Source organism: Denitratimonas tolerans (assembly GCF_037203605.1).
Taxonomy (GTDB): Bacteria; Pseudomonadota; Gammaproteobacteria; order Xanthomonadales; family Xanthomonadaceae; genus Denitratimonas; species Denitratimonas tolerans.
The window spans coordinates 79,887-92,313 of sequence record NZ_JBBDHC010000003.1; the positions used below are offsets into that span (position 1 = coordinate 79,887).

Annotated in this window: 12 protein-coding genes; 10 read left to right on the top strand and 2 right to left on the bottom strand. The window is 67.9% G+C overall.

From position 1 onward, the window contains the following. Positions 1 to 80: 80 nt before the first annotated feature. Positions 81 to 2,075, bottom strand: coding sequence for an SDR family oxidoreductase (locus WB794_RS02910; RefSeq protein WP_337334345.1), 1,995 nt, complete (start codon positions 2,073 to 2,075; stop codon positions 81 to 83). Between the two features lie 153 nt (positions 2,076 to 2,228). On the opposite strand from WB794_RS02910, the gene WB794_RS02915 reads away from it, so the two are divergent. From WB794_RS02915 to WB794_RS02925, 3 genes are all read left to right on the top strand, one after another. Further along, positions 2,229 to 2,531, top strand: a complete 303-nt coding sequence (locus WB794_RS02915; RefSeq protein WP_415926632.1) for an acyl-CoA-binding protein — start codon at positions 2,229 to 2,231, stop codon at positions 2,529 to 2,531. A gap of 3 nt (positions 2,532 to 2,534) precedes the next feature. Continuing rightward, positions 2,535 to 3,170: a TetR/AcrR family transcriptional regulator gene (locus WB794_RS02920; RefSeq protein ID WP_337334346.1), complete on the top strand. Its 636-nt coding sequence runs from the start codon at positions 2,535 to 2,537 to the stop codon at positions 3,168 to 3,170. 80 nt (positions 3,171 to 3,250) lie between these two features. Then, complete coding sequence (locus tag WB794_RS02925; protein ID WP_337334347.1) at positions 3,251 to 3,490, top strand: hypothetical protein; 240 nt, start codon at positions 3,251 to 3,253, stop codon at positions 3,488 to 3,490. Positions 3,491 to 3,571: 81 nt separating this feature from the next. On the opposite strand, the gene WB794_RS02930 is transcribed toward WB794_RS02925, so the two are convergent. After that, positions 3,572 to 4,036, bottom strand: coding sequence for a phasin family protein (locus tag WB794_RS02930; RefSeq protein ID WP_337334348.1), 465 nt, complete (start codon positions 4,034 to 4,036; stop codon positions 3,572 to 3,574). Between the two features lie 212 nt (positions 4,037 to 4,248). Here WB794_RS02930 and WB794_RS02935 point away from each other — a divergent pair, with 212 nt between their 5' ends. The 7 genes from WB794_RS02935 (at position 4,249) to WB794_RS02965 (ending at position 12,405) form a co-directional block, all read left to right on the top strand. Next, positions 4,249 to 5,103, top strand: a complete 855-nt coding sequence (locus WB794_RS02935; RefSeq protein WP_337334349.1) for a tetratricopeptide repeat protein — start codon at positions 4,249 to 4,251, stop codon at positions 5,101 to 5,103. A gap of 181 nt (positions 5,104 to 5,284) precedes the next feature. Beyond that, positions 5,285 to 7,480 carry a hypothetical protein gene (locus tag WB794_RS02940; protein ID WP_337334350.1) on the top strand — a complete coding sequence of 732 codons (2,196 nt, stop codon included), beginning with the start codon at positions 5,285 to 5,287 and terminating at the stop codon, positions 7,478 to 7,480. A gap of 100 nt (positions 7,481 to 7,580) precedes the next feature. After that, complete coding sequence (locus WB794_RS02945) at positions 7,581 to 8,693, top strand: alkene reductase (RefSeq protein WP_337334351.1); 1,113 nt, start codon at positions 7,581 to 7,583, stop codon at positions 8,691 to 8,693. 100 nt (positions 8,694 to 8,793) lie between these two features. Then, complete coding sequence (locus WB794_RS02950; RefSeq protein WP_337334352.1) at positions 8,794 to 9,405, top strand: hypothetical protein; 612 nt, start codon at positions 8,794 to 8,796, stop codon at positions 9,403 to 9,405. A gap of 70 nt (positions 9,406 to 9,475) precedes the next feature. Further along, positions 9,476 to 9,811: a hypothetical protein gene (locus WB794_RS02955; RefSeq protein WP_337334353.1), complete on the top strand. Its 336-nt coding sequence runs from the start codon at positions 9,476 to 9,478 to the stop codon at positions 9,809 to 9,811. Positions 9,812 to 9,998: 187 nt separating this feature from the next. Further along, positions 9,999 to 12,059: a hypothetical protein gene (locus WB794_RS02960; RefSeq protein WP_337334354.1), complete on the top strand. Its 2,061-nt coding sequence runs from the start codon at positions 9,999 to 10,001 to the stop codon at positions 12,057 to 12,059. Further along, positions 12,043 to 12,405 carry a hypothetical protein gene (locus WB794_RS02965; RefSeq protein WP_337334355.1) on the top strand — a complete coding sequence of 121 codons (363 nt, stop codon included), beginning with the start codon at positions 12,043 to 12,045 and terminating at the stop codon, positions 12,403 to 12,405. Before WB794_RS02960 ends, WB794_RS02965 begins: the two co-directional genes overlap by 17 nt. Positions 12,406 to 12,427: the final 22 nt, after the last annotated feature.

Sequence of the window (12,427 nt, forward strand, 5' to 3'; positions counted from 1 at the left end):
GGCGGCTGCCGCAGCGCCATACGCATCGGGCCCGCACATGGCGGGCCCGATTTTTTCTGCTGCGGGAACCCGCCCTGCGCCTACCAGTGCACCCCGCGCATCAGCGCCGCAAAGGCGATCTGCTCGCTGGTGGCCTGCGGCGCATCGCCCTCACGCGCGCCCGGGAGGCCCTTGGCAGCGGCCGAGTCGGGGAACAGCTCGAACGCGGTGCTCATCACCACTTCGTAAGCCTTCGGAGCCAACGCGTTGACCACGCTGGCGAAGATGCCAAGGCGCGTGGCGATACGGCTGGGCCGCTCGATGATGCCCTGCACGACGAGATCCGCCGCCTCGTCCGGCGTGAGCGTGGGCACGCTGTCGTACATTTTCGTCGGGGCGATCATCGGCGTCTTCACCAGCGGCATGTTGATCGTGGTGAACACGATGCCCTTGCCCGAAAGCTCGCCCTGCGCACAGCGACTGAAGGCGTCCAGCGCCGCCTTGGAGGCCACATAGGCCGAGAAGCGCGGCGAGTTGGCCAACACGCCGATGGAGCTGATGTTGATGATGTGCCCGCGCCGGCGCTCGGTCATCTTCGGCAGGAAGCCCATGATGAGCCGCAGCGAACCGAAGTAGTTGAGCTGCATGGTGCGTTCGAAGTCGTGGAAGCGGTCGTAGGACAGCTCGATCGAGCGCCGGATCGAGCGTCCGGCGTTGTTCACCAGCACATCCACGCCGCCGTGCTCGGCGACGACCTTGTCCACCAGCGCATCGCACGAGACCATGTCGGCCAGATCGCAGGTGTAGGCGTGGCAGGTGCCGCCCGCCGCGAGGATCTCGTCGCGGGTGGCAAAGAGCTCCTCCTCGCCGCGCGCCACGATGATCGTCGTGGCCCCGGCCGCGGCGACCTTCAGCGCGGTGGCCTTGCCGATGCCCGAGGAGCCGCCGGTGATCAGCACCACCTTGCCCTTGACCTTGCCCTTGAGGCTGCGGTCGACGAACAGCGCCGGGTCCAGATGGCGTTCCCAGTAGTCCCACAGGCGCCAGGCGTAGTCGTCCAGGTCGGGAAGCCTGATTCCGCTGCCCTTGAGCGCGCGCTCGGTCTCGCGTGAATCGAAACGGGTGGAATAGGTGATCAGCCCGATCACCTCCTTCGGAATCCCGAGGTCGCGCAGCAGCATGCCGGTGAAGCGCTTGACCGGCGGCAGGTTGCCCAGCGTCGCCTTGATCGGGAACGGCACGAACGAGAACATCCGCGCATCCAGCCGCATGGTCATCTGCGGCGCGTGGCCGGCGCGGGCAAACAGGTTCAGCACCTCGCCAATGCGGCGCGGGTTCGGATCGGTCAGGTGGAAGCAGCCGCCGTTGAGGCCGGGCTTGTGCGCGATGTGGTCCATCGCGTCGGCCACGTAATCCACCGGCACCAGGTTCACCCGCCCGCCCTCGATGCCGATCATCGGCATCCACGGCGGCATCATCTCGCGCAGCTTCTTGAGTGCGCCGAAGAAATAGTAGGGCCCATCGATCTTGTCGATCTCGCCGGTCTTCGAGTGCCCCACCACCATGCCGGGACGGTAGATGCGGTACGGCCGGCTGCATTCCTCGCGCACCACTTTTTCCGAATCGTGCTTGGTGCGGAAATAGGGGTGATCGAGGTCCTCGGCCTCGTCGAACATGTCCTCGCGGAAGGTGCCCGGATACAGCCCCGCGACCGCGATCGAGCTGGCGTGGTGGAAGCAGCCGGCGCTGATGGCTTCGGCCAGCGCCACGGCGTTGCGCGTCCCCTCGACGTTGGCCAGTACCTGGCTCGGTCCATCGGCCGCCAGGTCGTAGATCGCGGCCAGGTGGAAGAAGTGCCGGACCTTGCCCTTGAGCTCGTCCACCTTGTCGGCGCTCACGCCCAGGCGTGGCTTGGCCAGATCGCCCGGCACCGCGACGATGCGCCGCGCGTCCCAGCCCATGCGTTCGACCAGCGCGTCGAGTTTCTTCTGCGACCCTCGGCGCACCAGCACATACACCGTGCCCTTGCGCTTTAGCAGGTTGGCGACCAGGTGGCGCCCGATGAAACCGGTGGCACCGGTGACGAAATAGCTCATGCTCCCCTCTCCTCGTGCATCGGCCCGCGTCCGCGTCTGCGCCCTGCGCGCCCCCGCACCGCGTGACTGATCGTTCGCGCAACGATAACCAGATAGCCCCGCACTGTCACCCGGATATCGGGCCCGCCTTTGACGCATTCCCGGGCGCATGTTATGACACTGCCCACGCGCGATGCGCTCGACCACAAGGAACCTGCCGTGCCCGATCTTTCCGCCCAGTTCGAACAGGCCGCCAAGGACGTGAAAAGCCTTGTCGAGCGCCCCGATGAAAACACCCTGCTCAAGCTCTACGCCCTCTACAAGCAGGGATCGGAGGGCGACGTCAACGGCCCCAAGCCCGGCTTCTTCGACTTCGTGGGCACCGCCAAGTACGACGCCTGGGGAAAACTGGCCGGCACCTCGCGGGAGGAGGCGATGAAGAAGTACGTCGCGCTGGTGCGAAAGCTCGTCGGCTGATCCATGGCACGCGGCACGCGCGAGCGCATCCTCGACACCAGCCTGGTGATGTTCAACACGCTGGGCGAACCCAACGTCACCACCAACCACATCGCCGACGAGCTGGAAATCAGCCCCGGCAATCTCTACTACCACTTCCGCAACAAGGACGACATCGTCGCGCACCTGTTCGCGCGCTACGAAGAGCGCATCGACCGGGTGCTGATCGTGCCCGACGACCGCCTGCCCGGGCTGGAAGACCTCTGGATGCAGCTGCACGCGGTCTACGAGTGCATCTGGGACTACCGCTTCCTGTTCCGCGATCTGGTCGACATCCTGACCCGCAACCGCAAGCTGCGCCTGCACTTTTCCCGCATCCTGAAACGCGCCTCGGACAACGCCACCGGGGTGATGCGCGCCATGGTGCGCGCCGGCGTGATGCGCGCCTCGGCCGACGAGATCCGCGCCACCGCCGACAACATCCTCGTCATCGCCACGTTCTGGCTGAACTTCAGCGCGGTGCGCGGCGAGCGCGACGAGCAGGAGGCCATTCGCCTGGGCATCCACCAGGTCTTCATGCTGCTGGCCCCGTTCCTGCGCGACGCCGAGCGTCTGCACCTCAACCAGCTGGCCGAGGCCTACCTGCCGGATCGGCGCTGAGGATGACGGCGGCGCGTTCGGCGTGTCCGCACTGCGGCCAAGCCGTCATCCCGTGCTGGAAGAAACTCGGGTTGGGGCCGATGCGGCGCATTCCCTGCCCGGCCTGCGGCAAGCCGATCAGCGCGGCGTGGCTTCCGGCCATGGCGATGCTCGCGCTGTCGGCACTCATGGTGCCTGCGGTCTTGGTACTCGACTTCATGCTGTTCGGATCGACGGCGCGGCACTGGCCCCTCTCGCTGACGATCTGCTTTGTCGCCATCGCCCTGCCGCTGACCTGGGCCTGGTGCCGTTTCATGCCTCTCGTCGCACGCCGCGACTGAAGCACGCCGCGACTTTCCTTCCCCAAAACGCGACAGGCTCCGAAACCGGAGCCTGTCGTTGCCGCACTTGCCGGCAGCGGATCAGGCGGCTTTCTTCACCGTGCCGCGCGCCGCGCTGCCGGCCTTCTTGACGGACTTCTTCGCCGCGGTGGACCTGCTCGCGACGGCCTTGCCGGCGCTGGCCTTCTTTGCCGGGGCGGCCTTGCGCGCCGACTTGGCCTTGGCCGGCTTCTTCGAGATCGCCGCCACGACCGGCGACAGGCGCGCCTCGATCCCGCTCTTGACCGCACCGTAAGCCTCGGTGGCGCGTGCCAGCAGCGGGTCGATGCCCGCCTCGACCCTGGCCTTCACCTCGTCCAGATTCGCGCGCGCCTGCTTGTTCAGCGCATCGATGCGCTTGGCGGCGGCATCGCGGAACTGGGTGCCTTCCTGCACCAGGGTGCCGTAGGTGCTCGTCGCCTGCTTGCGGGTCAGGGATACCACACCCAGGCCGGCCAGCCACAGGTCGCGCGGATCGACGCCGGGATTCTTCGCTTGCTTGACCATTGCTTTCATCTCCTGAAGGGTCGGCCACGCGGCCGGGAACGGTTCTGCCAGTCGCAGGCTAGGCAGCGCGGGTCGAGCAAACACACTATCCGCGCCGGCGCGACGGACTTCGATTGCGCACCGCGCGGCCGCACCGCCGCATCCGGGGCTGCCGCCTTGCCAAGCGCCACCGCGATTGCAATGCTGGCCGCACTTCGCCACGAGCTGCCGTCATGTCCAAGAAAACCCGCTGGGCTCCGTTTCCCCATCCCGACCCGAAGTTCGACTACGCCGGAGCCAAGCTCGCCAAGGCGTGGCCCAAGCTGCACGCCGGCGATCTGGAGCCGTTTCCCGACGAGGCCCGCGTCGCCGCGCTGCTGAAGCAGCACCCGAAGCTCGGGAAGGTGGCGCAGGCGGGCGAACTTGCCGAGGCGCTGGCCGAGGCCTGGCGCGCGTTCCACCGCGGCGACTTCCAGCAGGCGTTCGAGGCCGGAACCGGGCTCGGTCCGCTCGGCGCGTCCGTGGCGATCAAGGCCGCAGGCATCCACGCCACCCACCTCGCCGACGACGATGCGGTGCGCGAGAAGCGCTACACCGAGCTGGTCACCCTGGCCGAGGCCGCAATGGCCGCGCTGCCGGACGAGGCCAACTCGCACTACCGCTACGCCTTCGCGCTGGGCCGCTACAGCCAGTCGATCTCGATCGCCAAGGCCTTGACCCAGGGCTTGGCGGGCAAGGTCCGCGACGCGCTGCAGCGCACCCTGGAACGCGCGCCCGACCACGCCGAAGCGCACACCGCGCTGGGCCTCTACCACGCCGAGGTCGTGTCGAAGGTGGGCGGGCTGATCGCCGGCCTCACCTACGGGGCCAAGGCTGCGACCGGCGAAAGCCTCCTCAAGCGAGCGATCGAACTGACCCCCAATTCCCCCATCGCCCACATCGAATACGGCAACGGCCTGATGCTGCTGTACGGCAGCAAGAAGGAAGACCAGGCCGCCGGTGAATACGAGAAGGCCGCAAAACTGAAACCGCTGGATGCGATGGAAAAACTCGACGCCGAATTCGCCGCTTCGCAGATCGAGGATTGACCCGGACGCGGCGTCTGGTTTGACATCGATCCTGTCTCCCGTGAGCATCCGGGATACAGGGATGCGCGGCACGCCCGGGCGCGCCGCTGACGCGGAGGTTTTCGCACGCCGCAGTACAGCCATGCGAAGCCGGCTTTCGAATCCTCCGTCCCGCTGTCAGGACGCTGCCAAGGCCACGCCCATGTTCCGTCTCAAACGCCGCCACGCACCGCGCCTCGCGCGGCCTGCCGCATCGATGCTTGCCGCACTGATGGCCGTACTTCTCTGCCTTCCAGGGCTCGTGGCCGCCGTGCCGGCCGAGTGGGCCAAGGTCGAACCGGGCCACAGCGCCATGTGGTTCGACGTCTCGCGCAGCGGCGAGGGCTGGGTGCTTGAAGTGCTGCCCGGCGACGGCGCGGTGCTCTACTGGTTCACCTTCGACGACGACGGCAATCCGCGCTGGCTCGGCGGTGCCGGTCGCATCGAGCGCGGGGAGGACGGTGACACCGTGGTCTTCGACGACCTCTACGCCGTCCACGGTCCGCGCTTCGGGCCGCAGTTCGATCCGGCCGACCTGGTGCGCGAGCGCCAGGGCCGCGCCACCCTGCGATTCCGCGACTGCGACCGCGGCACGATCGCATTCGATGCCTACGGACGACAGGGCGAGTTCGCGCTGACCCGCCTCACCCGCACCATGGGTTCGGGCTGTCGCCCCGCCCACGGCGTGCCGGGCCAGCCGGTGCTGAATCACGCCGGACAAAGCGGAAGCTGGTACGAGCAGGCCACGAGTGGTCAGGGATTTTCGCTGGCGTGGTTGGCCGATGGCAGCGTCGGCGTGGTGTGGTTCACCTTCGATCCGCAGGGGCGGCCTTACTGGCTCACCGGCACCGGGCACCTGGAAGCAGACCGCCTGGTGTTCCCCCGACTTCAGTCGGCGCGCGGCGGGCGATTCGTCGATCCGTTTTCGCCCGCGGGCGTCGAGCGTCGCACGTGGGGCCGGCTCGAACTGCGCCTGGACTGCACGACGGGCGACGCCGCCTACACGCCAACCGAGCCCGGCTTTGCCGCCGGCACGATGCAGCTGCGCCGGCTGACTGCACTTGCGGCACCGGCCTGCCCGTGGGTCAAGCCCGCGCTGACCGACCTGTACGCGATCAGCCTCACCGAGCTTCCGGCCACGGTGGGGCCGCCACGCCTGGCCATCACGCCGCCGCCCGGCACGGAGCCGCCGCCCTGGCAGTACGGCTGGCAGGATCTGGTGCTCGCCACCACCGTGGCCGACGACGGCACCGCGCATGGCTACGCGCGCCAGGAGGCGGTGGACTACATCTCGCTGCTGCCCGGCGAGCATCCCGGCTTCATCGACCCGGCCTACCGCGCGCGCTTCCAGCCGATCATCCTCGCGCCGGGCGCGACGAGGTGGGAACGCACGGGTTCGCGCAGCGACGGCGTGGTCCCGATCATGGCCCATGCCGGGACGCTCCTCTACAACCATGCGGTCTTCACGCCGTACGGCATCCAGACCGGCCTGACCCCGATTCACGCGGACCTCAGCGGCCCGGGCTTCGTCGACATCACCTTTATCGACGGCCGTTTCCCTGAGCCGTACTGGAACCAGGCCATCGCCGCCTCGCGCGACCTGCGCTACGCGGTGGGCGAGGCCGGACGGGTGAAGTCCGGCGAGTCGGGCATCGGCGAAAGCGACGCCTATCCGTGGAAATGGAGCATCGACGGTGGTCAGGAGGCACTGCCGGCAGGCCGCGCGATCTACGCCCGCACCAAGCCGCTGTGCATTTCGGACGACGGAAGCCGGATCATCGGCGCGGCTTGGCCGGCGGGCGCGGCTCCCGAGTCCGCCGACCATTCAGTCGCGGTGCAGTGGGACGGCCCGCGTCTGCCTGCCGAACTGCGCAACGCCGCCGGCCGAACCCTGATTTTGCCGACAGCCTGCAGCCGCGATGCCGGCATCGTCTACGGCCAGTGGCGCGCCAGCGACATCGATGCCGACAACAAAGTGGCGGGATTCTGGACCCGCGACGGCCGCAGCGCGCCCACCGGCCCGCTCGAAGCCAGCGCGGAGGATCCGCGAGGCTGGCCCTATGTCATCCAGCACGTCTCGGCCGACGGCAGCCTGGCCGCCGGCGAATACGCAAGTCACGACGATCCGCCCGTGCGCGGTGCCCTGCTCTGGGGCCAGGACATCGGCCTGGTCCGGCTTTCGGAGGTTCTGAAAAGCGCCGGCCTGCAGCCGGACTGGCCCCAGATCCACGTCCGCGGCATCTCGCCCAGCGGCGAATACCTGCTGCTGGCCAGCGACCCGATCCGCAACGGACCGGCGCGCGGCGACGGGTCGACGATCCACACCCTGCTGCTGCGGCTGGAGAAACGCCGACCCTGAACGGCGGATGCCGCCGCAGCGACGCTGGCAACGCACCCGGCGCTTGGCGAAGCGCCGCCGCGTCCCCATGTTGTCATGCCATGTCCCGCAGACACACCCCATGACAACCTTGTTCGATCCCCTGCCGATGGGCGCGCTGCACCTGCCCAACCGCATCGTGATGGCTCCGCTGACCCGCAGCCGCTCGCGGGGCGGCATTCCCGGGCCGCACACCGCCACCTACTACGTCCAGCGCGCCAGCGCCGGCCTGATCATCAGCGAAGGGGTGGCCATCAGCCCGCAGGCGCAGGGCTACGCCAACGTGCCGGGGCTCTACACGCCCGCGCAGCGCCATGCCTGGCGCGAGGTGACCGAGGCGGTTCACGCCGCCGGCGGGCGCATCGTGGCGCAGCTGTGGCACGTCGGACGCATCTCGCATGTGGCCCTGCAGCCGGGCGGCGCGGCGCCGGTAGCGCCGTCGGCGCTGATGGCCAGGACGAACACCTACCTGATCGACCCACGCGGCGGCGGCGACTTCGTGCCGGTGTCGGCCCCGCGCGCTCTGGAGGCCAGCGAAATCCCCGGCGTCGTGGACGACTTCGCGCGCGCCGCCACGGCGGCCCGCGAGGCCGGATTCGACGGCGTGGAGATCCACGGTGCCAACGGTTACCTCATCGACCAGTTCCTGCGCGCCGGCAGCAATCACCGCGACGATGCCTGGGGCGGATCGATCGGGAACCGCGTGCGCTTCCTCGATGCGGTGGCCGCAGCCGTGGTGCGCGCCATCGGTGCGGACCGCACCGGTGTCCGCCTTTCGCCCGTCACCGCCGCCAACGATGCCAACGATACGCATCCCCAGCCGCTCTTCGAGGCCGCCGTGCGCGCGCTGGCCGTACACGACCTCGCGTTCGTGCATGTGATCGAGGGAGCGACCGGTGCCGCTCGCGATTTCCAGCAGGGCGAAACGCCGTTCGACTACGACGCGCTCAGGCGCACCTGGCGCGAAGCCGGCGGGCGCGGCGCATGGATCCTCAACAATGGCTACGACGGCGAACTCGCCGCCGCCGCGGTCGCTTCCGGCCGCGCCGACGCGGTGGCCTTCGGCCGCGCCTTCATCGCCAACCCGGATCTGGTCAGGCGGCTGCGCGAGGGTGCGCCGCTCAACCTGCCCGACCGCACCACGTTCTACGGCGGCGACGAGCGCGGCTACACCGACTACCCCGGCCTTGCCTGAGCGATCCGCCGGGAGAGTTTGATCCTTGTCATGGCGCAACGGGTCAGCGCCTGCCATCCTGACTTCATCCTGACCCCTGATTCCCTCACGGAGTACTCCCATGTCGATGCGAATCCTTGTCCCGTTTCTCACACTCGCCGCAGCCGCGCTGACGCTGCCGGCCTGCTCGCCGTCGGCCCCGCAAAATCAGGAAGCGGCGCAGCAACAGGCCCAAGCCACGCCGGAAGATCGCGCACCGGCGGTCGACCACGCCGACCATGCCCCCCCCGCCGACTCCGCCGATCATGCCGACCACGCGGCTCCCGCCGACGCGAGCGAGCATGACCACCACGACGGTCACGCCATGAGCGAGCCCGTGGCGCTGCCGGACACGCCCTGGGCGACCGATCCGCCGCTGCGCGCGAACATGCGCCTCATCCGGAGCGCGGTCGATACGCTCGAACACTACGAGCACGGCCATATCGATGCAGCGCAGGCGGCGACGCTGGGCACGGACATCCAGAACGCCGTCAACACCATGTTCGCCGAATGCAAGCTGGAAGCCGAGGCCGACGCCGCCCTGCACGGCCTCCTGGCCACGTTCATGGTCGGTGCCAAGGCGGTGCGCACGGAAGCCGAGCCGCCGGCCCAGGCCATTGCGCAGATGCGCGAGGCGCTGGCGCTCTATCCGCAGATGTTCGACGACCCGCAGTGGCTGCAGGACGCACAGTAAGGTCGCGGCGGCGCACCTGGCCCCGAGACGCGGCGGCCATCCACTCGCGGCCGCGTGCGCGCGGCGCGGAGTGGAAAACATCGTGCCGCAGCGCGATCATGATCGCGGCGCGCCGGCGGGTTTGCCGCCGGCGCGCCGCTTCCGCTCCGTTTCCGCGAGTCATCTCATGGAATACACCATTAACCTGAGCGCCGCACCGGTAGACGTCGATCGGGTCCGCGACGCGCTGGAAGACATCGACCCGGCCGCGATCGTGGACCTCGACCCGCGCGGCCAGGGCCTGCGCGTCGCGGCCAACATGCTCGACCGCGAGCTGTTCGGCGCGCTCGAGCGCGCCGGCCACCCCGCCGATACGGTCGAGGTCGTCCGCCTGCCGTCGGTGTGCTGCGGCAGCTGCAGCGGCTGAGGAGCATCCCCGGCGCGGGTCAGCCGCAAGGGAAGCTCTGAACAAGAATTGATCCCTCATCCCGGCGAAGCCGAGATTCCAGCTGAAGTTCGGAGCACTATCCCATCCGGGGAATGGACGGACCGGCGCACGTGGGCTAGCCTCCCGGGACGGGGGAGTTTCTTTGCCGCTTGCGGAGGTATTTTCCATGGTCCTGATTCTTTCGCCCCGGCTGCCGCTGCGCAGCATTTTCTCCCGATTTTTCCCCGCTTTTCTCTGCGCCCTGCTGCTCGCCGCGCTTCCGGCCGCGGCCCGCGCCGAAGCCCCCTACGTTCCGATCCAGCCGGGCCACAGCGCGATGTGGTTCGATCCGGCGCGCGCCGGCGAGGGCTGGATCGTCGGGATTTTGTCGGAGGAATCCGCGGCGCTGTACTGGTTCACCTTCGACGACGCGGGCGAGCCGCGCTGGCTGGAAGGCGTGGGCCGCATCGTGCGCGATCCGGGCGGCGATTCCATCGTATTTTCCGAACTGATCGCCCCGCGCGGCGGGCGCTTCGGCCCGGACTACGACCCGGCCCAGGTGGTGCGCGAGGTGAAGGGCAGCGCGGTGATCTCGTTTTCCGACTGCCAGCACGGCCGGGTGGCGTTTTCCGCCTTCGGCAAGAGCGGCGATTTTCCGCTGACCCGGCTGACGCGCACGATGGCCGCAGGCTGCGCGCCGATCCACGGCACGCCGGGCGAGCCGGTGCGCGCCGAGGCGGGCCAGAGCGGGGGCTGGTACGACCCGGCCTACGGCGGACAGGGCTACGTATTGACCTGGCTGGCGAACGGCAGCGCCGCGCTGGGCTGGTTCACCTACGACCCGGAAGGAAACCCGTACTGGATGGTGGGCACGGGCGCGCTGGAGAACGGGCGGCTGGTGTTCCCGGCGCTGTATTCGGCGCGCGGCGGGCGCTTCGGGGAGGCGTTCGATCCGGCACAGGTGGAGCACACGCCGTGGGGCCGGGTGGAGCTGGACCTCGCCTGCGACAGCGGCGCGGCGGAGTACGCGGCCACGGCCACGGGCTTCGGTTCGGGCCGCTTCGATCTGGACGTGCTGGCGCGGCTGGCGAAGCCGGCCTGCCCGTGGGTGAAGCCGACGCTGACGGAGTTGTATGACCTGGAATGGACGGAGCTGCCAGTCCCCGCGTACACCACGCCGCTCAGCCCCGTGCATTTCGAGATGAACTCGATCGCGGATGACGGCACCGTGCTCGGCGGCGGCCGCTGGGATGGCTGGGCCGGCGTTGTGCGCCTGCGCCCGGGAGGAACGGAGTGGGAAAAACTGCTGGAAGGCGGCGGGCAGCCATTCGTTACCCCGGATGGTGCAACGGTCTACGCCTACCAGGTCATTCCCTCACCCCCGGAAGAAACGGGTCGCAGCACATATGATCAGTTGGTGATGTGGCGGGAAGCGACCGGCTGGCAGCCCTTGCCTGGCACGGTTTACGCCACCAACGTGACCTATGGAATGTCGCAGAACGGAAAGTGGCTGACGGGGGCTGGCCGTTTCGTCAATCATGAAGGGTATGCCCCCCCGTGGAAATGGAGCGAAGAGACCGGGCAAATCCTGCTCGAAGACTATTTCGCAACCCCTCTGGGAATATCGGATGATGGCGATACCGTTGTTGGTGCGATTCTCGTGTTTTCCAGCAGGGCGGCGATATGGATTGACAATGCCATGCAGTTCATTTTCGACAACGATGGTGTCCAGCTCGGGATTGCCAGAACGTGCAATGCCGACTGCAGCCTGATAGTCGGGTCTGGCCGCTATATGGGCAACCCAGTTCCCCACTCGCCCCTGAGTTGGTATCGGGACCATTCCGGCGCTGTCACCTATCTGGACCTGAGCATGCCGGAAGGAGCAACCGCCAGCAGCGCAACGGTCATGAGCAGCGACGGCAGCCTGATCGTCGGGGATCAGGTGGTTTGGGAAGAGAGTTTGTCCAAGCACCTCACGGATGGATGGCTCTGGACCCAGGACACCGGCGCTGTCTCGCTGAGGGACATCCTTGAAGGCGAAGGCGAATTCCAGTTAACGGATCGCTGGAACAGGAGCATCGTAGATGTCTCTTCGGACGGCACCAGGATCCTGTTTTCGGGGTACACGACACCCCCTCGGGGAAGTTTGCAGCAATATCGGGCGGGAGTGCTCCGCCTGATTCCCAAGACATCGGGAGGTGCCTTTCATCAGCCGCAAGGAGTAATGCGACATGAAATCAGTGAATAGCTGCTGCGTGAAGCAGGCTTTGGCTGTTGCCGTCATGGCGGCCTGTGCGTCGTTGAGCGCGCAGGCGGGCGAGCCTGGCAGTGTAGATAAGAGCGTGCTGGCACAGGTGATGGCGCTGAACGGATTGGATGAGCGTGGTGCAATCGAACGCCTCGCCGCCGAGGAAGCTGGGGCAGATTCTGGATTGGCCTTCGATGTGGGTTACAGCGATGTCTCCGAGCGGGGAATACCTCGTGGTGACCACGGGAGAAATATTTCAGCCTGGCATGGGCACGCCCTCCACGGCACGTTCCGCGCTGCTTCGGTTGATAAAGAAATAGAAGCATCTCGCCTCTCGGCGGGTTGATTCCTTGTTCAATCTTGTCGTG